General features: G+C 53.3%; 20 protein-coding genes, 2 tRNA genes and 1 pseudogene. 18 read left to right on the top strand and 5 right to left on the bottom strand.

The genetic code is table 11. The features are described 5' to 3' along the window. Window positions 1-73 precede the first annotated feature (73 nt). The 3 genes from mscM to rsgA form a co-directional block, all read right to left on the bottom strand. Window positions 74-3,388 (bottom strand): miniconductance mechanosensitive channel MscM, encoded by a 3,315-nt coding sequence (gene mscM, locus OGX92_RS18290; protein ID WP_003830513.1) that lies wholly within the window; start codon window positions 3,386-3,388, stop codon window positions 74-76. A gap of 17 nt (window positions 3,389-3,405) precedes the next feature. Beyond that, window positions 3,406-4,374: an archaetidylserine decarboxylase gene (asd, locus tag OGX92_RS18285; RefSeq protein ID WP_003830511.1), complete on the bottom strand. Its 969-nt coding sequence runs from the start codon at window positions 4,372-4,374 to the stop codon at window positions 3,406-3,408. Between the two features lie 92 nt (window positions 4,375-4,466). Then, window positions 4,467-5,519, bottom strand: coding sequence for a small ribosomal subunit biogenesis GTPase RsgA (rsgA, locus tag OGX92_RS18280; protein ID WP_170974257.1), 1,053 nt, complete (start codon window positions 5,517-5,519; stop codon window positions 4,467-4,469). 105 nt (window positions 5,520-5,624) lie between these two features. Between rsgA and orn the strand changes: the two genes are divergently transcribed. From orn to OGX92_RS18265, 3 genes are all read left to right on the top strand, one after another. After that, window positions 5,625-6,170 carry an oligoribonuclease gene (gene orn / locus OGX92_RS18275; protein ID WP_003830507.1) on the top strand — a complete coding sequence of 182 codons (546 nt, stop codon included), beginning with the start codon at window positions 5,625-5,627 and terminating at the stop codon, window positions 6,168-6,170. A gap of 196 nt (window positions 6,171-6,366) precedes the next feature. Then, window positions 6,367-6,442: transfer RNA gene (locus OGX92_RS18270), tRNA-Gly, on the top strand. Window positions 6,443-6,479: 37 nt separating this feature from the next. Next, window positions 6,480-6,555 (top strand) — tRNA-Gly (locus OGX92_RS18265). Between the two features lie 269 nt (window positions 6,556-6,824). Here the strand turns inward: OGX92_RS18265 and queG are convergent. After that, entirely contained in the window at window positions 6,825-7,964 is a 1,140-nt protein-coding gene (gene queG, locus OGX92_RS18260) for a tRNA epoxyqueuosine(34) reductase QueG (RefSeq protein ID WP_126319459.1), read from the bottom strand. On the opposite strand from queG, the gene nnr reads away from it, so the two are divergent. The 15 genes and pseudogenes from nnr to OGX92_RS18185 all read left to right on the top strand — a co-directional run. Further along, entirely contained in the window at window positions 7,963-9,510 is a 1,548-nt protein-coding gene (gene nnr, locus OGX92_RS18255) for a bifunctional ADP-dependent NAD(P)H-hydrate dehydratase/NAD(P)H-hydrate epimerase (protein WP_206160198.1), read from the top strand. The two genes, queG and nnr, sit on opposite strands and share 2 nt — an antisense overlap. Continuing rightward, window positions 9,482-9,943, top strand: a complete 462-nt coding sequence (gene tsaE / locus OGX92_RS18250) for a tRNA (adenosine(37)-N6)-threonylcarbamoyltransferase complex ATPase subunit type 1 TsaE (RefSeq protein ID WP_286586909.1) — start codon at window positions 9,482-9,484, stop codon at window positions 9,941-9,943. The genes nnr and tsaE overlap by 29 nt, the downstream gene beginning before the upstream one ends. A 16-nt stretch (window positions 9,944-9,959) precedes the next feature. Further along, the gene (gene amiB / locus OGX92_RS18245; RefSeq protein ID WP_003830500.1) at window positions 9,960-11,291 is read left to right on the top strand and encodes an N-acetylmuramoyl-L-alanine amidase AmiB; all 1,332 of its coding nucleotides are present in this window, start codon (window positions 9,960-9,962) and stop codon (window positions 11,289-11,291) included. Between the two features lie 9 nt (window positions 11,292-11,300). After that, window positions 11,301-13,187 (top strand): DNA mismatch repair endonuclease MutL, encoded by a 1,887-nt coding sequence (gene mutL / locus OGX92_RS18240; protein ID WP_286586908.1) that lies wholly within the window; start codon window positions 11,301-11,303, stop codon window positions 13,185-13,187. Continuing rightward, the gene (miaA, locus tag OGX92_RS18235; protein WP_286586907.1) at window positions 13,180-14,130 is read left to right on the top strand and encodes a tRNA (adenosine(37)-N6)-dimethylallyltransferase MiaA; all 951 of its coding nucleotides are present in this window, start codon (window positions 13,180-13,182) and stop codon (window positions 14,128-14,130) included. Before mutL ends, miaA begins: the two co-directional genes overlap by 8 nt. Window positions 14,131-14,214: 84 nt before the next feature. After that, the gene (hfq, locus tag OGX92_RS18230; RefSeq protein WP_003025584.1) at window positions 14,215-14,523 is read left to right on the top strand and encodes an RNA chaperone Hfq; all 309 of its coding nucleotides are present in this window, start codon (window positions 14,215-14,217) and stop codon (window positions 14,521-14,523) included. 74 nt (window positions 14,524-14,597) lie between these two features. After that, window positions 14,598-15,878 carry a ribosome rescue GTPase HflX gene (gene hflX, locus OGX92_RS18225; protein ID WP_003830495.1) on the top strand — a complete coding sequence of 427 codons (1,281 nt, stop codon included), beginning with the start codon at window positions 14,598-14,600 and terminating at the stop codon, window positions 15,876-15,878. 189 nt (window positions 15,879-16,067) lie between these two features. Beyond that, complete coding sequence (hflK, locus tag OGX92_RS18220; protein ID WP_063941660.1) at window positions 16,068-17,321, top strand: FtsH protease activity modulator HflK; 1,254 nt, start codon at window positions 16,068-16,070, stop codon at window positions 17,319-17,321. Between the two features lie 2 nt (window positions 17,322-17,323). Further along, on the top strand, window positions 17,324-18,328 hold the full coding sequence (gene hflC / locus OGX92_RS18215) for a protease modulator HflC (protein WP_003830491.1): 1,005 nt from the start codon (window positions 17,324-17,326) through the stop codon (window positions 18,326-18,328). Between the two features lie 82 nt (window positions 18,329-18,410). Next, the gene (locus OGX92_RS18210; RefSeq protein ID WP_003025602.1) at window positions 18,411-18,608 is read left to right on the top strand and encodes a DUF2065 domain-containing protein; all 198 of its coding nucleotides are present in this window, start codon (window positions 18,411-18,413) and stop codon (window positions 18,606-18,608) included. A gap of 102 nt (window positions 18,609-18,710) precedes the next feature. Continuing rightward, window positions 18,711-20,009 carry an adenylosuccinate synthase gene (purA, locus tag OGX92_RS18205; RefSeq protein ID WP_003025606.1) on the top strand — a complete coding sequence of 433 codons (1,299 nt, stop codon included), beginning with the start codon at window positions 18,711-18,713 and terminating at the stop codon, window positions 20,007-20,009. A 216-nt stretch (window positions 20,010-20,225) separates the two neighbouring features. After that, a complete protein-coding gene (gene nsrR / locus OGX92_RS18200) occupies window positions 20,226-20,651 on the top strand; it encodes a nitric oxide-sensing transcriptional repressor NsrR (protein ID WP_003830485.1) in 426 nt (141 codons plus the stop codon). 38 nt (window positions 20,652-20,689) lie between these two features. Continuing rightward, window positions 20,690-23,152, top strand: a complete 2,463-nt coding sequence (gene rnr, locus OGX92_RS18195; protein WP_126319451.1) for a ribonuclease R — start codon at window positions 20,690-20,692, stop codon at window positions 23,150-23,152. Window positions 23,153-23,224: 72 nt separating this feature from the next. Further along, window positions 23,225-23,956, top strand: coding sequence for a 23S rRNA (guanosine(2251)-2'-O)-methyltransferase RlmB (gene rlmB, locus OGX92_RS18190; protein WP_003830482.1), 732 nt, complete (start codon window positions 23,225-23,227; stop codon window positions 23,954-23,956). 124 nt (window positions 23,957-24,080) lie between these two features. Next, window positions 24,081-24,269, top strand: a pseudogene (locus OGX92_RS18185) (DUF2170 family protein); the annotation flags it as partial. Between the two features lie 25 nt (window positions 24,270-24,294). Here OGX92_RS18185 and OGX92_RS23495 read toward each other — a convergent pair. Then, window positions 24,295-24,355, bottom strand: a 61-nt coding sequence (locus OGX92_RS23495; protein WP_071528444.1) for an IS1 family transposase, incomplete at its 5' end; no start/stop codon positions are given.

Raw genomic sequence — 24,355 nt, 5'->3', positions numbered from 1 at the left:
ACAAAGTAGCATCTTCGTAGGCCGGATTAGACCCAACGGGTCGCCATCCGGCATTTCTTGCCTGCATTGTGCGTTACAAACTCCCTGCCGGGCGACTACCTCTTCCTGCAGAACTTAATGTTCTCCCTGTTTGCTTACCGCCGAGGCTCTCCAGACGCATCTGGAACGGAGGGAACGGCATATCAATACCGTGCTCGCGGAAGCCTGCCAGAATCAGTTGGTGGATTTCATGGCGCAGCGGCATGCGATGCCCCATCTCTGCGGCATAAATACGCAGTTCGAAGATTTGAATCCCCTGCTGCAGGTCAACCAGAAAGACTTCAGGTGCCGGATTATCGATAACCAGAGAACAGCGCTGCGCGGCAGTCAGCAGGATCTGCGTAACCTCCTCGCTGTTCGCCTCCGACGGTGCCGGGATGGTTAACACCACACGGGTAACGGAATCGGATAACGACCAGTTGATAAACTGTTCGGTGATAAAGGCTTTGTTGGGCACGATGATCTCTTTGCGGTCCCAGTCGCTGATAGTGGTGGCACGGGTATTAATCTTCGTCACGCTACCGGTAAGATCGCGAATCGTCACCGTGTCGCCAATGCGGATTGGTTTTTCAAACAGGATTATCAGGCCGGAAATAAAGTTGGCGAAGATCTCCTGCAAACCAAAGCCCAGACCGACACCGAGAGCCGCCACCAGCCATTGCAGTTTGGACCATTCAATACCGATCATCGAGAAGCCAACCAGACCGCCAATCAGCATCAGCAGATACTTGGTGATGGTGGTGATGGCATAACCGGTACCGGGGGTTAAATCAAGATGTTGCAGTAGTGCCAGCTCCAGCAACGCGGGCAGGTTGCGTACTAACTGGGTGGTGATGATAAACACCAGAATCGCGATAAGCACTGCGCCCAGCGTTATCGGTTCTAAGCTTTCCACGCCCTGAACCGTGGAGGTGACATCCCACAACGAGATGTTTTCCAGGAAGCCGAAAGCGGAATGAATTTCTGACCACAGTACAATGACCGAGAGCAGGGCGATAAGCATCAGGATAGAACGCACCAGGCGCAGCGATTGTGCGCTGATAGCATCCAAATCCACTTCGCTTTCATCAACGTCAATCGCGCCTTCAAGGCTGGTGGAATGCGGTGGTTCTTCTTCGCCTCGCGCGCGCTGCGCCAGCATTTCAGCGCGTCGATGCTTGGCGCGGTCAAACGCCAGGCGGCGGCGCTGAATTAGCATCCAACGGCGGATAACGTGATACACCACCAGTAATAAGAACCAAATCGCTACGGACGTTTCCAGACGCGCCAGCAAGGCTTGTGACGTAGCGAGATAGCCCACCGCTGCGGCGAGAATAGCAATCAGCGGCGCACCCATCAGCAAATTCCACAGCATGCTGTTGACCATGTTATCGCTGTTGCCCTCTTTATCGAGGTACAGCGGTATCCCGGCGCGTTTCAGGCTCAGGGTTACGACAGCCAGCGCACCGCAAATCAGAATAAAGCACAGACGCCCCAGTGAGGCGGAGAATTCCCGGTCATTGAGGTTATCAAACATAATCACCGCCATGATCAACGGGACAATCAGCCCGATGCTCATCAGGTAATAGTGCATGGCTTTCGCGACGCGGTTCCGCGGCCAGCCAAAGTGGGCAATAAACAGACCGTTGGGACGCGCAAAGGTAGCGCAGATCATTACCGCCCACAGCATGGGCACTGTGGCGGTAACGCCATCGCCGATCGCGACAGCCAACGGATAAGGCCAGGCTTCCTGCAATCCGTAACCGAGCGTTGCCCACAGCACTGGCAACGGCGAAGCGACGAGTATTGACCAGAATACCGTGCGTATTGTCAGCCAGAAGTGGTCCTGGGTGACTTTCCCGACCCGCGCGGACGAGCGTTCAAGGAAACGGGTGAAGTGCTTGCGCGAAGAGAGGCTAAAGCCAACCAGCACCAACGCCGCGAACAGCGGTAGCAGCGTTTCTTTGCTGGTCAGCATCATGATGCTGGCCTGGCCCAACTGATTAAACGTATCTAATGAAATCAGACGCCGCAGATCCTGAACGATGTCGACAGGCCAGGAGAGGGAGATAGGGCTAACGTCTGACGTCCAGAACAGGTAGCGGTGCGTCGCTTCATTGACCTCTTTTAGCGCATCTTCCAGTTGGCTGTTGGAAACTTTGAGCTTGGTCAGCTCAAGGATCAGCGTATCGCCACCCTGTAACAATGAGTTCAGCAGCTCACGCTGGGTCCGTAGCTGGGCGTTGAGGATGCTGCTCTGTTCAGCGGTCAGCGGTTGTCCATCGGCCTGATGAATCTGACGCAGCTGCGGCTGTTTGTTGAGGAGATCCTCATAGCGCATGCGGTGTACGCGAAGCTGCGCCATTTCGGTATCCAACTGCTGAGGTTTAGGCATTTCCGGCAGACGGGATACCTGCGCTCGCAGCGCTTCTCCCAGCATATTTGAAACCCCAAGCCACTGAGACTGCTCTCGCAGCGTATTCAATGCCTGACGCACCTGCAGCGTTTGGCTGGCGGCCTGACGCTGCTGCGAAGCGACCAGGTCCATACGCTGTGCTTGCTGGTTTAAGGCCTGAGACAGCTCGCGGTTCACCTTGAACTGGTCGACAATGCCTTCCGGCAGTCCCGCGCTGTTTTCCGCCAGCAGTTCGGTGCTTTCCAGCGCTCGCTCAGCTTCACGCTGACGTTGACTGTTGAGTTGATTGCGCAAAGCCTGCAGGTAAGTGTCGAGTTGTTGACTCTGTTTTTCCGCCAGTTCGGAGCGCATACGCGCCAGTTCCTGACGGTTATTGGCAGAAAGCTGCGCCAGCTCCAGTTCATCGACCTGGGCTTTAAGTTTGGCGGATTCAGCCTGCATCGCCTGATTCTGTGCGGAATTGCCGTTGGCGGTACCAATGCGTCGCTCAAGCTCATTGAGCTGGCGGCGGGCATCGGTTTGCTGTTGAGGAAGCTGGCTTAACGAGTCGGCGATTTCCCGGGCGCGATCCTGCTCCTGCTGGGCCTGACGACTCTTTTCCAGCAGTTGGCTGCTAACCTGGAGGATCTCCTGGTTTAACGCATCGGTAGTGAGTCCGGTTGGCACATTGCGCGGTTCATCACGCAGGTTGCTAAGCTGCGCGCGTAACGTTGCGGACAGCTTGGGGAAGTTATCAATAACTTGCTGGTATTGCTGGGCGCGCTCGAGAGAGCCTTTACGCTCCTCAAGGGCATTCAGCGCGGACTGGAGCGCCTCAACGGTTTCTGGCTGAGCGGGTTTTGCCGCCTTTGCTTGCTCCAGTTCCTGGGTGAGTTGTTTGGCATCGGGGGCCGTCGCAGCGTACGCCCCCAGGCTGAGGCACCAGGCCATCAGAAAAGTGATAATCAGGCGCACAGCAGCGATTCCTATGTTTAACTTTCGTCTTTTTTGTCGTCAACCAGCGGGCTGGCATCGTGTTCTGCTTCGATCTCTTCTTTCGCCAGCGGGGCCGGTTCTGCCTCTGGTGTCACGAAAGTCTCGGTCGAGATGGCCATTGGCTGGCCGATTTTAGTCACGGACAGATCCTGCAATTGCTCAACCAGGTTAACTTTGCCAGGTGCGAACAGGTTGATGACGGTGGAACCGAGCTTAAAGCGGCCCATTTCCTGACCTTTCAACAGCGCCACCGACCCTTCGCTTTCGCCTTCCGGCCAGGTCCAGCGCTTGATGACGCCTTCTCGTGGTGGGGTAATGGTGCCAGCCCATGTGGTTTCAATGCTGCCGACGATGGTCGCGCCGACCAGAATCTGCACCATCGGGCCAAATTCGGTATCAAATAGACAGATTACACGTTCGTTGCGGGCAAACAGGTTCGGTACGTTTTGCGCAGTCAGGATGTTTACAGAGAAGAGATCGCCCGGCACGTACATCATTTCACGCAGGATACCGTTACACGGCATGTGTACACGGTGGTAATCGCGTGGAGACAAGTAAGTGGTTACAAACGTACCGTTGCGGAATTTATCCGCCATCTGGTAGTTGCCAGCCAGCAGCGCTTCAAGGGTATAGCTGTGCCCTTTAGCCTGCAGCAGTTTGTCTTCTTCGATGTTACCTAACTGGTTGATCACGCCGTCAGCGGGCATGACCAGTACGTTTGGATCGGTGTTAATCGGGCGAGCATCGTCGCGCAGCGGGCGAACAAAGAAGTCGTTAAAGGTGCGATAGCTGGCGGTGTCCGGCTTTTGCGCCTCTTTCATATCGACCTTGTAATATTTCACGAACAGATCGATAACCAGTTTGGTCAGCCATCCCGCTCGTTTGCTCGCACCCCAACCCGCCAGGCGAGTGAGCCATAGTTTCGGCAGAATGTATTGTAGCGAAAGCTTAAATGAGTTTAACAAGGTAGCCTCCAGGCCATAATTTGTTCCCGATCCGGCATACGGGCCGGATCCTGAAAAAAGGGGGACGATTCTAGCGATGCTTAGCTTAGTTGTCAGTTGTCTGTATCAGAAAAGTTTTTACGCGTTTTTACCTGCGCCATGCTTTCCAGGATGCGGTGATAATTTTCAAACCGGGTTTCGGCTATGGCCCCTTTTTCTACAGCCTCACGGATAGCGCAGCCTGGATCGGTATCATGCTTGCAGTCGCGGTATTTGCAATGGCCCAGATAGTCATGAAATTCGACAAAGCCATGCGTGATTTGTTCCGGCTCCAGATGCCACAGTCCAAACTCACGCACGCCAGGGGAGTCAATAACGTCGCCGCCGTGCGGGAAATGATACAGGCGAGAGGCCGTGGTGGTGTGCTGTCCAAGGCCGGAGTTGTCAGAGACATCATTGGTCAGGATCTCTTCCTGCAGGCCGAGGAGATTATTGAGCAGGCTGGATTTACCTACGCCCGATTGACCGGCAAAAATGCTGATGCGATCGGTTAATGCTTCTTCAAGCGGTTTCAGGCCGTCTTTTGTGCGGCTTGATACCATCAACACCCGATAGCCAATGTTGCGATAGATATCCATCTGTTCGTTAACGAAGGCCATGCCTTCATCATCCAGCAGATCGATCTTATTCAGCACGATAATCGGTTCAACGTGTAGCGTTTCGCAGGCTACCAGATACCGGTCGATAATATTGAGTGACAGCTCGGGTAAGATGGCTGAGACAATAACGATCTGGTCGATGTTGGCGGCAATAGGCTTTACCCCGTCGTAAAAGTCGGGTCGTGTCAGTACCGAGGTACGATCGTGTACCGCTTCAACGATACCTTTGACATTCACGCCTTCAGCTGCCGCTTTACCCGGGCGCCAGACTACGCGATCGCCGGTCACCAGCGAGCGAATTGTACGGCGGATGTTGCAACGGTGAATTTCACCGTCAGCAGACTCTACGTCGGCATGCATGCCAAAACGGCTGATAACGATGCCTTCGGCGGTTTCGCCAAACAGGTTGTCGTCGTAGTCGGGCTTCTCCGTGGACGTTTTAAGACGACGCTGGTGATTGGCGTTCACACGGCGCTGTTGGCCTTTGGAGAGTTTATTCTTACTCAATCGGACTGGCTCCTGGTCGCCCATGATGGGCAAAACATTTATGATACACACAATTTTAGATCAATGTAGTCACACTGAATGTGACGCTGAAGGGTGGAAAATAGCATGAGTGCCAATGAAAACAACCTGATTTGGATCGATCTGGAGATGACAGGTCTGGATCCCGAGCGCGATCGCATTATTGAGATCGCCACGCTGGTGACGGATGCCAACCTGAATATTCTGGCTGAAGGACCGACAATTGCGGTGCACCAGTCCGACGAACAGCTGGCATTAATGGATGACTGGAACGTACGTACGCATACCGGGAGCGGGCTGGTGGAGCGCGTGAAGGCGAGCACCATGGGCGATCGTGAAGCAGAACTGGCCACGCTGGCTTTTTTGAAAGAGTGGGTTCCGCAAGGGAAATCACCTATCTGTGGCAACAGCATCGGGCAGGATCGTCGTTTCCTGTTTAAATACATGCCGGAGCTGGAGGCGTATTTCCATTATCGCTATCTGGACGTCAGCACGCTCAAAGAACTGGCGCGTCGTTGGAAGCCGGAAATCCTTGCGGGCTTCACCAAGCAGGGAACACATCAGGCGATGGACGACATTCGTGAATCTGTTGCAGAGCTTGCTTACTATCGCGAACATTTTATTAATCTTTGATTTTGTTCTCCGGTGGCTTGCGTCACCGGGTTTTTGACGCTAAATTGTTCAGCTTGATTGTAAATTAATCACTTGAACGAATTTTCGAAAAAAACGCTTTCAGGGGGGTTGCAGCTAAACGGATTTCTCGTATAATGCGCCTCCCGTAACGACGCAGAAATGCGAATTACGACAGCAACAAAAGCAGTACAGATTTGCGGGAATAGCTCAGTTGGTAGAGCACGACCTTGCCAAGGTCGGGGTCGCGAGTTCGAGTCTCGTTTCCCGCTCCAAAATTTGAAAGTGCTTGTAAAGCACAGACACACCCAAGCGGGAATAGCTCAGTTGGTAGAGCACGACCTTGCCAAGGTCGGGGTCGCGAGTTCGAGTCTCGTTTCCCGCTCCAAATTCTTACCCCAATAAAAATATCCACAACGAATAATCACGTTGGGGACGTTTTGTTTCGTCATTGACATACTCTTGTAAACAGACTTATCCACAGGTTCGGGTATTATTCCTGGAATGCAAAAAACTTCGCCGGGTGAATAGTATCATTTTAACTATTTGAAATTACTGGTTTAATTATCATTTCAAATTGTTAATACGATCACTTGACGATTTTTTCCCTCTTGAATATCAATGTGTTTTTATTTTTATACACAAGCTGTGGATGACTTAAGCGTCGCGCGGCAGACCCTTCTCAATGACCCTGACCAAACGTTGTTTCTGCGGTAGCTGCACCTCAACTACGCAGGTATTTCGCTTCTCAATTTGCTGAGCAACCGCCCACTCAATATGTTCGTCGAGAAGTGGGTGCTCACCTCTGCGACTTTCCAGTGCGCGAAGAATGGCTTCATTCCAGGGAGCATTACCCAACGCAACGGCGATATTTCGCAACCAGCGCAGGTGGCCAATACGACGAATGGCAGACCCCTCCGTGACTTTTAAAAACCACGCTTCGCTCCAGCTAAACAGCTCTATTAACTCCGGAGCATGAAGCTGCTTGCGCGGGTTGAAGTCATCCTCTGTCGTCAACTGTGAATAGCGGTTCCACGGGCAAATAAGCTGGCAATCATCGCAGCCGTAAATTCGATTCCCCATCAAGGGACGAAATTCTTCCGGGATCGCGCCTTCCAGTTCGATAGTGAGATAAGAGATACAGCGGCGCGCATCCACCGTGTAGGGTTCAACGATGGCCCCGGTGGGACAGATGGTCATGCAGGCGACGCATTTCCCGCATCCTTCTTCTGCTGGTTGGTCGACCGGTAAGGGTAAATCGATCAGTAATTCCCCGAGGAAGAAAAATGAACCGGCTTCGCGATTGAGGATAAGTGAGTGCTTACCTGTCCAGCCAAGCCCGGCTTTTTCCGCTAACGGACGCTCAAGAATGGGCGCAGAATCGACAAAAGGTCTAAAATTCAGCGAAACGCAGTGCTGTTGAATCATCTCCCCCAGCTTTTTTAAGCGGTTACGTAGCAGCTTATGGTAGTCGCGGCCAAGCGCGTAACGGCTGACGTAACCCAGCGAAGGGTTCTTCAACGTGCTGGCGAAGGCCGCATTGGCAGGAAGATAGTTCATACGTACGCTGATGACACGTAGCGTACCGGGCAATAATTCGTGAGGTCGGGCGCGCATCATGCCGTGACGGGCCATCCAGTCCATCTCGCCGTGGTATTGTTTGTCCAGCCAGGCCTGCAGTTTGGGCTCCGCTTCGCTGAGGTCGGTATCGGCAATACCGACCTGCTGAAAGCCAAGCTCCAGCCCCCACTGCTTAATATTTTGCGCTAACTGATTGAGATCGAGGGGCTCTGACATGACGGACCATACAATGAAGAAAAACCCCGCAAGTATACCACACTCCATCTGGCACGCCGATGACATCAGGCGGATGGAGCGAGAGGCGGCAGACAGTTCTGGGCTGACGCTTTACGAACTGATGCAACGGGCGGGAGAGGCGGCGTTTCAGATCACTCGTGAGGCTTATCCGAACGCCCGGCACTGGCTGGTGCTATGTGGTCATGGCAACAACGGCGGCGATGGTTACGTAGTAGCAAGACTTGCCAAAGCGTTGGGTCTTGAAGTCACGTTGCTGGCACAGGAGAGTGACAAACCGCTCCCCGAGGTGGCGCAGCATGCGCGTGATGGCTGGCTTAACGCGGGTGGCGTCATTCACGCGGTTGATATCAATTGGCCAGATAACGTGGACGTGATAATCGACGCGCTGACAGGCACTGGCTTAAAACACGCACCGCGTGAATCTCTGTCAGTATTGATTGAACGTGCCAATTCTCACCCAGCCCCCACCGTGGCGATAGATATTCCCTCCGGCCTGCTGGCGCAGACGGGAGCGACGCCGGGCGCGGTCATCAACGCAGCGCATACCATTACCTTTATTGCACTCAAGCCGGGCTTGCTCACCGGTAAAGCGCGCGATGTCACCGGGCGTCTGCATGTTAACGCACTTGGGCTGGACGACTGGCTGGCGGGGCAGAATGCGCCAATTCAACGTTTTGATGCTCAACAGCTTGCGCACTGGCTAACGCCGCGTCGACCCACCTCGCACAAGGGCTCCCACGGTCGGCTGGTGATTATCGGCGGTGACCACGGAACGGCAGGCGCAATACGCATGGCCGGGGAAGCCGCGCTGCGTGCAGGCGCCGGGCTGGTCAAAGTGCTGACGCGCAGTGAAAACATTGCGCCTATTTTGACAGCCAGACCGGAACTGATGGTCGATACGCTGACGCCGCAGACGCTGGAAGAGAGCCTGGCGTGGGCGGATGTAGTGGTGATAGGCCCCGGGCTTGGTCAGCAGGAGTGGGGCAAAAAAGCGCTGCAAAAAGTGGAGAATTTTCGCAAACCGATGCTTTGGGATGCGGATGCGCTGAACCTGCTGGCAATCAACCCCGATAAACGTCACAATCGCGTGATCACGCCGCATCCAGGTGAAGCCGCGCGACTGCTGGGTTGTTCCATTGCAGAAATTGAAGACGATCGCTTACTTTGTGCACAACGTCTGGTAAAACGGTACGGAGGCGTTGTGGTGCTGAAAGGCGCGGGTACGGTTGTTGCTGCTGAACAGGCGGAGTTGGGTATTATTGATACCGGCAATGCCGGGATGGCCAGCGGCGGAATGGGGGATGTACTTTCCGGTATTATTGGCGCATTGCTCGGACAGAAGCTTACCCCGTATGATGCAGCATGTGCGGGATGTGTTGCGCACGGAGCGGCGGCGGATGTGCTGGCGGCGCGTTTTGGTACGCGCGGCATGCTGGCGACAGATCTCTTTACCACGCTACAGCGTATTGTTAACCCTGATGTGATTGACGTTTATCATGATGAATCGAGTAATTCCACTACCTGATGAGCAGGCGACTTTAGACCTGGGACTGCGGGTAGCCAAAGCCTGTGACGGCGCGATGGTTATATATTTGTACGGCGACCTGGGGGCGGGTAAAACCACCTTCAGCCGGGGATTTCTGCAGGCATTAGGTCATAAAGGTAATGTAAAAAGCCCCACCTACACGCTGGTTGAACCCTATTCACTCGATAACATGATGGTATATCACTTCGATTTATACCGACTTGCGGACCCAGAGGAGCTGGAATTTATGGGGATCCGCGATTATTTTGCCAATGATGCCATCTGCCTGGTGGAATGGCCGCAACAAGGTAAAGGTGTACTGCCAGACCCGGACGTCGAAATACACATTGAATATCAGGCGCAAGGTCGAGAGGCGCGTGTAAGCGCAGTCTCCTCATCAGGTGATTTATTGCTGGCGCGTTTAGCCGATTAACCTTAAGGGTGGCGGGATGATTTATCGCATCAGAAACTGGCTGATGGCAACCCTGGTCCTGCTGTGCGCGCAGGCAGGGGCCGCCAGCCTCTCCGATCTTCAGGTATCTAATGGCGATCAACAGGCGCGGATTACGCTGAGCTTTATTGGCGATCCTGAATATGCCGTTTCGCAGGACGGGAAACGAACCGTCGCGCTGGATATTAAACAAACCGGAGTGATTCAGGGATTACCGCTGCTGTTTAGCGGCAATAATCTGGTGAAATCTATCCGTTCCGGCACGCCAAAAGATGCGCAGTCTCTGCGACTGGTGGTGGATTTAACAGAGAACGGTAAAGCCGAAGCAGTAAAACGCCAGAACGGCGGCAATTATACCGTCGTGTTTACCATCAACGCTGATGCGCCACCGCCGCCGCCTCCACCTCCCGTGGTTGCAAAGCGTGTTGAAGCGCCGATTGTTGCCCCACGTCCTGTCGAGCCAGCGCGCAATCCATTTAAAGCGGAAAACGATCGCACTACGGCTGTGACTAACAGCAATACCTCTACGCGCCCTGCGGCGCGCGCCAGTTCCAGCAACGGCGATAAAGTGGTGATTGCCATTGATGCCGGACACGGTGGACAGGATCCTGGTGCTATTGGTCCTGGCGGCACGCGTGAGAAAAACGTCACGATTGCCGTGGCGCGCAAGCTGCGCAGTTTGCTCAATGATGACCCGATGTTTAAAGGCGTTCTCACTCGTGATGGTGATTACTTTATCTCGGTGATGGGGCGTTCAGACGTCGCGCGTAAACAAAACGCCAATTTCCTGGTTTCTATTCACGCGGATGCCGCACCAAACCGTGATGCCACAGGTGCTTCCGTTTGGGTGCTGTCAAACCGTCGGGCGAACAGTGAGATGGCCGGCTGGCTGGAACAGCACGAGAAGCAATCGGAGCTGTTGGGCGGCGCGGGCGATGTGCTGGCAAACAGCCAGTCCGATCCTTATCTCAGCCAGGCTGTACTGGATCTGCAGTTCGGTCATTCGCAACGCGTCGGGTATGATGTGGCGACCAGCATGATCGGCCAGTTAGAACGTATTGGTTCGATGCATAAGCGTCGCCCGGAACACGCTAGCCTCGGCGTACTGCGTTCGCCTGATATCCCGTCAGTGCTGGTTGAAACCGGCTTTATCAGTAACAACAGCGAAGAACGTCTGCTGGCGAGCGATGATTACCAGCAGCAGCTGGCTGAGGCGATTTACAAAGGATTGCGTAACTATTTCCAGGCGCACCCGATGCAAACCGGGCCGCAGGGCGCACCGGCGCAAACCGCCAGCGCCATATCGCCGGGTAACACGTTAACAAATTAAGGATTAGCCATGCCGATTCAGGTTCTACCGCCACAGCTGGCGAACCAGATTGCCGCAGGCGAGGTGGTAGAGCGGCCTGCGTCAGTGGTGAAAGAGCTGGTGGAAAACAGCATTGATGCCGGTGCGACGCGCATTGATATCGATATTGAACGCGGCGGCGCGAAGCTTATCCGTATTCGTGACAACGGCTGTGGGATTAAAAAAGACGAGCTGGCGTTGGCGTTGGCGCGTCATGCCACCAGTAAAATAGCCTCGCTTGACGATCTTGAAGCCATCGTGAGCCTCGGATTTCGCGGCGAAGCGCTGGCCAGTATCAGCTCCGTGTCTCGCTTAACCCTGACGTCGCGTACGCAAGAACAACCCGAAGCCTGGCAGGCGTATGCCGAAGGGCGTGACATGGATGTCACAGTTAAACCCGCTGCGCATCCGGTGGGAACCACGCTGGAGGTGCTAGATCTGTTCTACAACACCCCGGCGCGGCGCAAATTTATGCGCACCGAGAAAACCGAATTTAATCATATCGACGAGATTATTCGCCGCATTGCGCTGGCACGTTTTGATGTGACGATAAATTTATCGCACAACGGCAAAGTGGTGCGACAGTACCGGGCAGTGGCCGCGGATGGGCAGAAAGAGCGCCGGCTGGGCGCGATTTGCGGCACGCCATTTCTGGAGCATGCGCTGGCGATCGAATGGCAGCATGGCGATTTAACATTGCGTGGCTGGGTGGCCGATCCTAACCACACAACGGCAGCACTGGCAGAAATCCAGTACTGCTATGTGAATGGTCGGATGATGCGTGACCGGCTGATCAACCATGCTATCCGCCAGGCTTGTGAAGATAAGCTGGGAGCCGATCAACAGCCCGCATTTGTGCTGTATCTGGAAATCGATCCGCATCAAGTGGATGTCAACGTACACCCAGCTAAACATGAGGTCCGTTTCCATCAATCCCGCCTGCTGCACGATTTTATTTACCAGGGCGTGTTGAGCGTCCTGCAACAGCAGCTTGAAACGCCGCTGCCGTTGGCTGATAACGACGAACCCGCCCCAAGGCACATCCCGGAAAACCGCGTAGCTGCTGGACGCAACCATTTTGCCGAGCCTGCTCCCGCGCGTGAACCTGCGACACCGCGGTACTCAGCATCCGCTGGTGCTGGAAGTGGCAGTAGCGGTGGCAGTAGTAGTGGCGGTGGCCGTCAGGCGGGAGCCAGTTGGCCTCATGCTCAACCCGGATACCAAAAGCAGCAGGGCGAAATCTATCAGCAACTGATGCAGACGCCGGCTCCAACGCGGAAAACGCCGGTCTCTGAAACGTCATCGACGCCTCTGACTGGCAGTAGTCAGGGCTTTGGCCGGGTGCTAACGATTGTTGATGCAGACTGCGCGTTACTCGAATGCGATGGTCATATTCAGTTGTTGGCATTGCCGGTGGCTGAGCGTTGGCTGCGTCAGGCGCAGTTAACGCCGGGTCAGGGAACGGTTTGTGCTCAACCGTTACTGATCCCTTTACGTTTAAAAGTGACCGCCGATGAAAAAGCGGCACTGCAAAAAGGACAGAGCCAACTGGCTGAGTTGGGCATTGAATTTCAGCTGGATGCGCAGCATGTGACCATCCGGGCTGTGCCTTTACCCTTACGCCAACAAAATTTACAAATCTTGATTCCTGAACTGATAGGCTACCTGGCGCAGCAATCCGTATTCGAGCCGGGCAATATTGCACAGTGGATCGCACGTAACCTGATGAGCGAGCATCCACAGTGGAGCATGGCACAGGCGATTACGCTGTTAGCGGATGTTGAGCGGCTCTGCCCACAACTCGTGAAGGCACCGCCGGGTGGTCTGTTACAACCTGTTGATTTACATTCGGTAATGAATGCCCTGAAACATGAGTGATACCCGTAAGGCGAGCCTGCCAAAGGCGATTTTTTTGATGGGGCCAACGGCCTCCGGTAAAACGGCATTAGCAATTGAATTGCGTAAAGTTTTGCCTATAGAGTTGATAAGCGTTGATTCCGCCCTTATTTACAAGGGGATGGATATCGGTACAGCCAAGCCTGATGCAGCTGAATTACAGGCCGCGCCGCACCGATTGTTGGATATCCGCGATCCGTCGCAAGCGTACTCCGCTGCGGATTTTCGTCGCGATGCGTTAGTCGAGATGGCCGACATTACCGCCGCGGGGCGTATCCCGTTGCTGGTGGGCGGCACAATGTTATATTTCAAAGCCTTGCTTGAAGGACTGTCGCCGTTACCGTCGGCGGACCCGGAAGTCAGGACCAGAATTGAGCAGCAGGCGGCAGAGCAGGGTTGGGACGCGTTACACCGACAGCTTCAGGACATCGATCCCGTGGCTGCGGCGCGTATTCATCCAAATGATCCGCAAAGACTTTCCCGGGCACTGGAAGTTTTTTTCATTTCGGGTAAAACTTTAACGGAGCTGACGCAAACGTCAGGAGATGCTTTGCCGTATCAGGTGCATCAGTTTGCAATCGCCCCGGCGAGCCGTGAACTGCTCCATCAGCGAATTGAGCAGCGTTTTCATCAGATGTTAGCTTCAGGTTTTGAAGCAGAAGTCCGGGCGCTTTTTGCCCGTGGAGATTTGCATACGGATTTGCCTTCCATTCGTTGTGTAGGGTATCGCCAGATGTGGTCATACATTGAAGGTGAAATTTCATACGATGAAATGGTTTATAGAGGTGTTTGCGCCACGAGGCAGTTGGCGAAGCGACAGGTAACCTGGTTGCGTGGTTGGGAAGGGGTGCACTGGCTTGACAGTGAAAAGCCTGACCAGGCGCGAAACGAAGTATTACAGGTTGTTGGTGCTATCGCGAACTGAATGTGTACAATTGAAACGTATCGTGCGCAATTTTTCAGAATCGAAAGGTTCAAAGTACAAATAAGCATATAAGGAAAAGAGAGAATGGCTAAGGGGCAATCTTTACAAGATCCGTTCCTGAACGCACTGCGTCGGGAACGTGTTCCAGTTTCTATTTATTTGGTGAATGGTATTAAGCTGCAAGGTCAAATCGAGTCTTTTGATCAGTTCGTGATCCTGTTGAAAAACACGGTCAGCCAGATGGTTTATAAGCACGCGATTTCTACTGTTGTCCCGTCTCGTCCGGTTTCTCATCACAGCAATAATGCCACCGGCGGCACAGGCAGCAACTACCATCACGGTAGCAACGCGCAAGGTTCATCTGCGCAACAGGACAGCGAAGAAACCGAATAAGGTTATTAGCTGTTTTACATACGGGGAGCCAGCGATCCTGCGTTCCCCGTTGATTTATATTAAGGGGTTGACGCTTGTTTGACCGTTATGATGCCGGTGAGCAGGCGGTACTGGTACACATCTATTTTTCGCAAGACAAAGATATGGAAGACCTCCAGGAGTTTGAATCTCTGGTTTCTTCCGCCGGTGTCGAAGCAATGCAGGTGATTACCGGGAGCCGTAAAGCACCGCACCCGAAGTATTTTGTTGGTGAAGGTAAGGCAATCGAAATTGCCGAAGCCGTAAAAGCGACTGGCGCTGCGGTGGTGATTTTTGATCATGCTCTAAGCCCTGCCCAGGAACGTAACCTGGAACAGTTGTGCCAGTGTCTTGTTATCGACAGGACTGGTCTCATTTTAGATATTTTTGCCCAGCGTGCGCGAACCCATGAGGGTAAGTTGCAGGTTGAGCTGGCGCAGTTGCGCCATATGGCTACGCGTCTGGTCCGTGGCTGGACTCACCTTGAACGGCAAAAGGGCGGGATTGGTTTGCGCGGCCCGGGTGAAACCCAGCTCGAAACCGACCGTCGTTTGCTGCGTAATCGCATTTTGCAGATACAGTCGCGCCTGGAAAAAGTTGAAAAGCAACGTGAGCAGGGGCGACAGTCGCGCAAGAAAGCGGATGTCCCAACCGTATCACTGGTGGGATATACCAACGCCGGAAAATCCACCCTGTTCAACCAGATCACCGAAGCCCAGGTCTACGCAGCGGATCAGCTGTTTGCGACCCTGGACCCGACGCTACGCAGAATAGACGTTGCGGACGTGGGTGAGACAGTGCTGGCGGATACCGTTGGGTTTATCCGTCATTTACCGCACGACCTGGTGGCGGCGTTTAAGGCCACCTTGCAGGAAACACGTCAGGCGACATTGCTGCTGCACGTTATTGATGCAGCAGACTTTCGTGTGCAGGAAAACATTGAGGCCGTCGATACGGTGCTCGAAGAGATCGATGCGCATGAGATCCCGACTCTGCTGGTGATGAATAAAATCGATATGTTGGATGACTTTGAGCCGCGTATCGACAGAGATGAAGAGAATAAACCCATTCGCGTTTGGGTATCAGCGCAAACGGGGATTGGTATACCACAACTTTTTCAGGCTTTGACTGAGCGACTTTCCGGTGAGGTGGCGCAGCATACGTTGCGTTTGCCGCCGCAGGAAGGGCGTTTGAGAAGCCGGTTTTATCAACTTCAGGCAATAGAAAAAGAGTGGATGGAGGAGGACGGCAGCGTAGGTCTGCAGGTTCGTATGCCGATCGTAGACTGGCGTCGCCTCTGTAAACAAGAACCGGCACTGGAAGACTATGTTGTCTGATCTGACGGATATGGCCTGAAGATTTTTTCGCCTCTATACCTTGTGGATTTTGTGCTGCAGGAAGGCGGCAAGTCCTGAAATCTCCAGGAGCATAGTCAACTATGTGACTGGCGTTGAGGGACGCAGCCAACGCAACGGCAGCGCAAAAGACGCAGGTATAGCATCGCATAACAAATATGGAGCACAAAAATGGCGTGGAATCAGCCCGGTAATAACGGACAAGACCGCGACCCCTGGGGAAGCAGCAAACCTGGCGGCAACCCTGAGGGAAATGGAAACAAAGGTGGTCGCGAGCAGGGACCTCCCGATCTGGACGATATCTTCCGCAAACTGAGTAAAAAGCTCGGTGGTCTGGGTGGCGGTAAAGGTACTGGCTCTGGCGGCGGTAGTTCATCGCAAGGCCCGCGTCCGCAACTGGGCGGTCGAGTCTTTACTATCGCAGCGGCCGCTATCGTCATTATCTGGGCGGCCAGCGGTTTCTATACCATTAAAGAAGCGGAACGCGGCGTGGTGACACGCTTCGGTAAATTCAGCCATTTGGTTGAACCGGGTCTGAACTGGAAACCGACCTTTGTCGACGAAGTGACACCGGTCAACGTTGAAGCCGTGCGTGAACTTGCCGCATCCGGCGTCATGCTGACTTCTGACGAAAACGTCGTGCGCGTCGAAATGAACGTACAGTACCGCGTGACCGATCCGCAGCGTTACCTGTTTAGCGTAACCAGCGCGGATGACAGTCTGCGTCAGGCTACTGACAGCGCCCTGCGTGGGGTTATCGGTAAATACACCATGGACCGTATCCTGACCGAAGGGCGTACCGTTATTCGTAGCGACACCCAACGTGAACTGGAAGAAACGATCCGTCCGTACAACATGGGTATCACCCTGCTGGACGTCAACTTCCAGGCTGCACGTCCGCCGGAAGAAGTAAAAGCCGCGTTTGACGATGCTATCGCAGCACGTGAAAACGAACAGCAGTACATCCGTGAAGCGGAAGCGTACACCAACGAAGTTCAGCCGCGTGCAAACGGTCAGGCGCAGCGTATTCTGGAAGAAGCACGTGCGTATAAGACTCAGACCATCCTGGAAGCACAGGGTGAAGTGGCTCGCTTCGCAAAAATTCTGCCGGAATATAAAGCCGCACCGCAAATTACCCGCGAGCGTCTGTATATCGAAACCATGGAAAAAGTGCTGAGCAATACCCGCAAAGTCCTGGTTAACGATAAAGGTAGCAATCTTATGGTTCTGCCGCTGGATCAAATGCTGAAAGGTGGTAGTGCGCCAGCAACAAAGACTGACAGCAGTTCAAACCTGCTGCGTCTTCCGCCAGCAACGACTTCCAGCACTGGAGCAAGCAACACTTCGTCCACCAGTCAGGGCGATATTATGGACCAACGCCGCGCGAATGCGCAGCGTAACGACTACCAGCGTCAGGGGGAATAACGATGCGTAAGTCAGTTATTGCGATTATCATCATCGTTCTGGTAGTTCTGTTCATGTCTGTCTTTGTGGTCAAAGAAGGCGAGCGCGGTATTACTCTGCGCTTTGGTAAAGTTCTGCGTGACGATGAAAACAAGCCGCTGGTCGTTGCACCAGGCCTGCACTTCAAGATTCCGTTTATTGAATCTGTGAAGATGCTGGATGCGCGTATTCAGACCATGGACAACCAGGCCGATCGCTTTGTTACCAAAGAGAAGAAAGACCTGATCGTTGACTCCTACATCAAGTGGCGCATCAGTGACTTTAGCCGTTACTACCTGGCAACGGGCGGTGGCGATGTTTCTCAGGCGGAAGTCCTGCTGAAACGTAAGTTCTCTGACCGTCTGCGTTCTGAAATTGGTCGTCTGGACGTGAAGGACATCGTTACCGATTCCCGCGGTCGTCTGACCCTGGAAGTGCGTGACGCGCTGAACTCCGGTTCTGCTGGCACGGAAGATGAAGTGGCGACTCCGGCAGCAGATAGCGCGATTGCCGAAGCGGCTGAACGTGTTCAGGCTGAAACGAACGGTAAAGTACCGGTCATCAATCCGAACAGTATGGCGGCATTGGGCATCGAAGTGGTTGACGTGCGTATTAAGCAAATCAACCTGCCTGCTGAAGTGTCCGAGGCTATCTACAACCGTATGCGCGCTGAGCGTGAAGCGGTAGCGCGTCGCCATCGTTCACAAGGCCAGGAAGAGGCGGAAAAACTGCGTGCAACGGCTGACTATGAAGTCACTAAAACGCTGGCAGAATCTGAGCGTCAGGGCCGTATTATGCGCGGTGAAGGCGATGCAGAAGCCGCTAAGCTGTTTGCCGATGCGTTCAGTCAGGATCCTGACTTCTACGCCTTCATCCGTAGCCTGCGTGCTTACGAGAAGAGCTTTGAAGGGAATCAGGACGTGATGGTCATGAGCCCGGACAGCGATTTCTTCCGCTACATGAAGACACCAAATACCGCGACACGCTAATCGCGTTCCAGCGGTTTTAAAGCAGCAAAACCACCGGCATCTCCAGGGATGCGGTGGTTTTCTTTTTATATAAGGGCGATGGATGAATTCAACAATTTTGCTGGCGCTCGCGCTGGTTTTGGTGCTGGAAGGGCTGGGTCCGATGCTTTATCCCAGCGCATGGAAGAAAATGATCTCCGCAATGGCGCAACTTCCCGAAAATATTTTGCGTCGTTTTGGTGGCGGTCTTGTGGTTGCGGGCGTTGTGGTCTACTACATGTTGAGGAAAACGATTGGCTGATCAATAAGTAGACTAATTTGCGGATTTTCGCATGCAAAAAGTGCTGTATATCTGAAAAAGCGGTGGTAGAATCCATTTTTAAGCAAACGGTGATTTTGAAAAATGGGTAACAACGTCGTCGTACTGGGCACCCAATGGGGTGACGAAGGTAAAGGGAAGATCGTCGATCTTCTGACTGAACGGGCTAAATATGTTGTGCGCTACCAGGGTGGTCACAACGCAGGCCATACTCTCGTAATCAACGGTGAAAAAACCGTCCTCCATCTTATTCCATCAGGCATTCTTCGCGAAAACGTAATCAGCATCATCGGTAACGGTGTTGTTCTGTCTCCGTCCGCGCTGATGAAAGAAATGAAAGGACTGGAAGATCGTGGTATCCCGGTTCGCGAGCGCCTGCTGCTGTCTGAAGCTTGTCCGCTGATCCTTGATTATCACGTTGCGTTGGATAACGCTCGTGAGAAAGCGCGTGGCGAGAAAGCGATCGGTACTACCGGTCGTGGTATCGGTCCAGCTTATGAAGACAAAGTAGCTCGTCGCGGTCTGCGTGTTGGCGATCTGTTTGATAAAGCAACTTTCGCTGAAAAACTGAAAGAAGTGATGGAATATCACAACTTCCAGCTGGTGAATTTCTATAAAGTTGAAGCAGTTGACTACCAGAAAGTGCTGGATGATGTGATGGCTATCGCCGACATCCTGACCTCAATGGTTGTTGATGTTTCCGATCTGCTGGACCAGGCGCGTAAGCGTGGCGATTTCGTCATGTTTGAAGGTGCGCAGGGTACGCTGCTGGATATCGACCACGGTACCTATCCGTACGTAACGTCCTCCAACACCACCGCAGGTGGCGTGGCAACCGGCTCCGGCCTGGGCCCACGTTATGTGGACTACGTTCTGGGTATCATCAAAGCTTACTCTACTCGTGTAGGTGCGGGTCCGTTCCCGACAGAACTGTTTGATGACGTTGGCGAGTTCCTGTGCAAACAAGGTAACGAGTATGGCGCGACCACCGGTCGTCGTCGTCGTACCGGTTGGCTGGATTCCGTTGCTGTACGCCGTGCAGTACAGATTAACTCCCTGTCTGGCTTCTGCCTGACCAAACTGGACGTACTGGACGGTTTGAAAGAGGTGAAAATCTGTGTTGCTTACCGTATGCCGGATGGCCGCGAAGTAACGACTACTCCGCTGGCAGCTGACGACTGGAAAGGTATCGAGCCGATTTACGAAACCATGCCGGGTTGGTCTGAATCCACCTTCGGCGTGAAGGAACGTAGCGGTCTGCCGCAGGCAGCGCTGAACTACATCAAGCGTATTGAAGAACTGACCGGTGTGCCGATTGATATTATCTCAACTGGCCCAGACCGTACTGAAACCATGATCCTGCGCGACCCGTTCGACGCATAATTCTGGTTATAGCGTAGCGTCAAACGGCGCTGCGCTTGCACTAATTTAGGCCGGATAAGGTGCTTTGCATCAGAATCCGGCTTAAAATCACGTAAGTTCCTCGCTTTTTTCCTTCCCGAACTGAAATAAATTAGCGACCTGGCTGGTGGCTGGTTTATCATCAATGTAATTAATACTACCAGGTTTATCCGTTTTATCCCTTTTCCTGAGGTTGATGTGCAGTTAACAAGTTTCACCGATTACGGATTACGTGCGCTAATCTACATGGCGTCACTTCCCGAAGGACGTATGACCAGTATTTCTGAGGTGACAGAAGTCTACGGCGTGTCCCGTAATCATATGGTCAAAATAATCAATCAACTTAGCCGGGCGGGCTTTGTTACTGCTATTCGAGGAAAAAATGGCGGTATCCGCCTGGGTAAACCCGCTAAGGATATTGGTATTGGTGATGTGGTTCGCGAGCTGGAACCCTTATCGTTGGTCAACTGTAGCAGCGAGTTTTGCCATATTACCCCGGCCTGTAGACTCAAACAGGCGCTTTCTAAAGCAGTGCAAAGTTTTCTCACGGAACTGGACAACTACACACTTGCTGATTTGGTTGAAAAGAATCAACCGCTTTATAAATTATTGCTGGTGGAGTAACGACTCCCGCCAGCAGCGATGATGACGGAGGAACCGACATGTCACAAGATCCTTTCCAGGAACGCGAAGCAGAAAAATACGCGAATCCTATCCCGAGCCGGGAATTTATCCTCGAACATTTAACTAAACGTGAAAAGCCGGCCAACCGCGATGAGCTGGCCGCTGAACTCAATATTGAAGGTGAAGAGCAGCAAGAAGCGCTGCGTCGTCGCCTGCGCGCGATGGAGCGTGACGGACAACTGGTCTTCACCCGTCGTCAATGCTATGCGCTGCCGGAGCGTCTCGACCTGCTGAAAGGTACCGTTATTGGCCACCGTGATGGCTACGGCTTTCTGCGTGTTGAAGGCCGCAAAGATGACCTGTATCTTTCCAGCGAGCAGATGAAAACCTGCATTCATGGCGATCAGGTGCTGGCGCAGCCGTTGGGCGCGGACCGTAAAGGTCGCCGCGAAGCGCGTATTGTGCGCGTACTGGTGCCGAAAACCAGCCAGATTGTCGGCCGCTACTTCACCGATGCTGGTGTTGGGTTTGTCGTCCCAGACGACAGCCGCCTGAGCTTCGATATCCTGATCCCGCCGGAAGAGGTAATGGGCGCTCGTATGGGTTTTGTGGTCGTGGTTGAGCTGACCCAGCGCCCGACTCGCCGCACCAAAGCGGTGGGTAAAATTGTTGAAGTGCTGGGTGACAACATGGGAACCAGCATGGCCGTTGATATGGCCCTGCGTACTCATGAAATCCCATATATCTGGCCTCAGGCGGTTGAGAAACAGGTCGCCGGACTGAAAGAAGAAGTGCCGGAAGAGGCGAAAGTAGGACGTGTCGATCTGCGCGATCTGCCGCTGGTGACTATCGATGGCGAAGATGCGCGCGACTTCGACGATGCGGTTTATTGCGAGAAGAAACGCGGCGGTGGTTGGCGTTTATGGGTGGCGATTGCTGACGTAAGCTATTACGTTCGCCCGCCGACTCCGCTGGACCAGGAAGCTCGTAGCCGTGGCACATCCGTTTACTTCCCGTCGCAGGTTGTTCCGATGCTGCCGGAAGTGCTGTCTAACGGATTGTGTTCACTCAACCCGCAGGTGGACAGGTTGTGTATGGTCTGTGAAATGACCATTTCGTCGAAAGGCCGTTTAACCGGCTTTAAATTCTACGAAGCGGTCATGAGTTCCCACGCACGTCTGACCTACACTAAGGTCTGGCACATGCTGCAGGGCGACCAGGAGCTGCGTGAGCAGTACGCACCGCTGGTTAAACACATTGAAGAGCTGCATAACCTCTACAAAGTGCTGGATAAAGCCCGTGAAGAGCGTGGCGGTATCTCGTTTGAGAGTGAAGAAGCGAAGTTTATCTTCAATGCTGAACGCCGTATCGAGCGTATCGAGCAGACGCAGCGTAACGACGCGCACAAGTTGATTGAAGAGTGCATGATCATGGCGAACATCTCCGCGGCACGATTCGTTGAGAAAGCCAAAGAGCCAGCGCTATTCCGTATTCACGATAAGCCGACGACCGAAGCGATTAACTCGTTCCGTTCCGTCCTGGCAGAGCTGGGGCTGGAGCTGCCTGGTGGCAACAAACCTGAGCCGCGTGATTACGCTGAACTGCTGGAGTCGATTGCTGACCGTCCTGACGCAGAAATGCTGCAAACCATGCTGCTGCGTTCGATGAAGCAGGCGATTTACGATCCGGAAAACCGTGGTCACTTTGGCCTGGCGTTGCAATCTTATGCGCACTTTACTTCACCGATCCGTCGTTACCCGGATCTCTCCTTGCACCGGGCGATTAAGTATCTGCTGGCGCAGGAGCAGGGCCATAAGGGCAACACCACGGAAACCGGTGGCTACCATTATTCGATGGAAGAGATGCTGCAACTGGGTCAGCACTGTTCGATGGCCGAGCGCCGTGCTGATGAAGCCACGCGCGATGTCTCTGACTGGCTGAAGTGCGACTTCATGCTGGACCAGGTGGGTAATGTCTTCAAAGGCGTGATTGCCAGCGTGACCGGATTTGGTTTCTTTGTCCGTCTCGATGAACTGTTTATCGATGGTCTGGTGCATGTCTCCTCTCTGGATAACGACTACTATCGTTTCGACCAGGTTGGGCAGCGCCTGACGGGGGAATCCAGCGGCCAGATGTATCGCCTGGGCGATCGCGTGGAAGTTCGCGTGGAAGCAGTCAACATGGACGAGCGTAAGATCGACTTCAGCTTGATCTCCAGCGAACGTGCGCCGCGTAATGAAGGTAAAACCGCCCGCGAAAAAGCCAAAAAAGGCGATGCGGGTAAAAATACCGGTAAACGTCGTCAGATGGGCAAAAAGGTGAATTTCGAGCCGGACAGCGCTTTCCGCGGCGAGAAGAAAGGCAGAGCCAAACCTCAGGCGGAAAAGAATGCGGCTGAGAAGAAAGGCGATAAAAAAGCGAAAAAGCCCTCGGCAAAAACGCTTAAAATTGCTGCCGCCACTAAAGCTAAACGTGCGGCGAAAAAGAAAGTCGCACAATAACAGCCATAGACTGTAAGTCGGGCAACCTTCGCGTTGCCCGGCGTTACGCATAAACTATTAACGAGTACATTCATGAGTGAAATGATTTACGGCATCCATGCGGTGCAGGCCCTGCTGGAACGTGCGCCTGAGCGCTTCCAGGACGTCTTTATTCTCAAAGGTCGTGAAGATAAACGCCTGCTGCCGCTGATCCATGCACTGGAAGCACAGGGTGTTGTCATTCAACTGGCTAACCGTCAGTTTCTGGATGAGAAAAGCGAGGGTGCGGTACATCAGGGGATTATTGCTCGCGTGAAGCCGGGCCGTCAGTATCAGGAAAACGATCTGCCGGATCTGATTGCCACGCTCGATCAGCCGTTCTTTTTGATCCTCGATGGCGTCACCGATCCGCATAACCTGGGTGCATGCCTGCGTAGCGCCGATGCCGCTGGCGTACATGCTGTAATCGTACCGAAGGATCGTTCCGCACAGTTGAATGCGACGGCGAAAAAAGTGGCCTGTGGTGCGGCAGAAAGCGTACCGCTGATCCGCGTGACCAACCTGGCGCGCACCATGCGTATGCTGCAGGAAGAGAATATCTGGATCGTCGGAACCGCAGGTGAAGCCGACCATACTCTCTATCAGAGTAAAATGACCGGTCGTCTGGCGCTGGTGATGGGCGCAGAGGGTGAAGGTATGCGCCGTCTGACCCGCGAACACTGTGACGAACTGATCAGCATCCCGATGGCAGGGAGCGTTTCGTCATTGAACGTTTCAGTTGCGACGGGTATCTGCCTGTTTGAAGCCGTCCGCCAGCGCGGTTAAACTTATTTTTCAGACAAAGTCACCCGGATTCGGGTGGCTTTTTTTTATTTTAAACGAGTATGATAAAGGGTAGAAAATGATATTCATTTCATTTATTTCTAATTAAATTATATATGGATAATATATGGCATGGACTCCGCAGTTGCTTGCTGAAGCAGTACAAACTCTTCCTGAATTAAATATAGATATTGAATATAACGAGCAATCATTAATTATCAAAATGAATGATTATGGTGATTTATCACTCGGTATTTTATTCACATCCCGCCAGATAATTATTGAAACAGTTATTTGTCCTGTCTGCAGTATTAATCAGCAAAATGGGTAATGACTCCAACTTATTGATAGTGTTTTATGTTCAGATAATGCCCGATGACTTTGTCATGCAGCTCCACCGAT

Source organism: Citrobacter sp. Cpo089, assembly GCF_030332695.1.
In the GTDB taxonomy this organism is placed as follows: Bacteria; Pseudomonadota; Gammaproteobacteria; order Enterobacterales; family Enterobacteriaceae; genus Citrobacter; species Citrobacter portucalensis.
Note: the sequence above shows the minus strand (reverse complement) of the source record. Positions and strands in the feature narration are given on the sequence as shown.

Excerpts from the sequence above, each read along its gene's own strand:
- orn (WP_003830507.1), top strand. The coding sequence starts at position 5,625 with ATGAGTGCCAATGAAAACAACCTGATTTGGATCGATCTGGAGATGACA.
- mutL (WP_286586908.1), top strand. The coding sequence starts at position 11,301 with ATGCCGATTCAGGTTCTACCGCCACAGCTGGCGAACCAGATTGCCGCA.
- purA (WP_003025606.1), top strand. The coding sequence starts at position 18,711 with ATGGGTAACAACGTCGTCGTACTGGGCACCCAATGGGGTGACGAAGGT.
- hfq (WP_003025584.1), top strand. The coding sequence starts at position 14,215 with ATGGCTAAGGGGCAATCTTTACAAGATCCGTTCCTGAACGCACTGCGT.
- nnr (WP_206160198.1), top strand. The coding sequence starts at position 7,963 with ATGACGGACCATACAATGAAGAAAAACCCCGCAAGTATACCACACTCC.
- queG (WP_126319459.1), bottom strand. The coding sequence starts at position 7,964 with ATGTCAGAGCCCCTCGATCTCAATCAGTTAGCGCAAAATATTAAGCAG.
- hflC (WP_003830491.1), top strand. The coding sequence starts at position 17,324 with ATGCGTAAGTCAGTTATTGCGATTATCATCATCGTTCTGGTAGTTCTG.
- OGX92_RS18210 (WP_003025602.1), top strand. The coding sequence starts at position 18,411 with ATGAATTCAACAATTTTGCTGGCGCTCGCGCTGGTTTTGGTGCTGGAA.
- rnr (WP_126319451.1), top strand. The coding sequence starts at position 20,690 with ATGTCACAAGATCCTTTCCAGGAACGCGAAGCAGAAAAATACGCGAAT.
- hflK (WP_063941660.1), top strand. The coding sequence starts at position 16,068 with ATGGCGTGGAATCAGCCCGGTAATAACGGACAAGACCGCGACCCCTGG.
- amiB (WP_003830500.1), top strand. The coding sequence starts at position 9,960 with ATGATTTATCGCATCAGAAACTGGCTGATGGCAACCCTGGTCCTGCTG.
- tsaE (WP_286586909.1), top strand. The coding sequence starts at position 9,482 with ATGATGAATCGAGTAATTCCACTACCTGATGAGCAGGCGACTTTAGAC.
- miaA (WP_286586907.1), top strand. The coding sequence starts at position 13,180 with ATGAGTGATACCCGTAAGGCGAGCCTGCCAAAGGCGATTTTTTTGATG.
- rlmB (WP_003830482.1), top strand. The coding sequence starts at position 23,225 with ATGAGTGAAATGATTTACGGCATCCATGCGGTGCAGGCCCTGCTGGAA.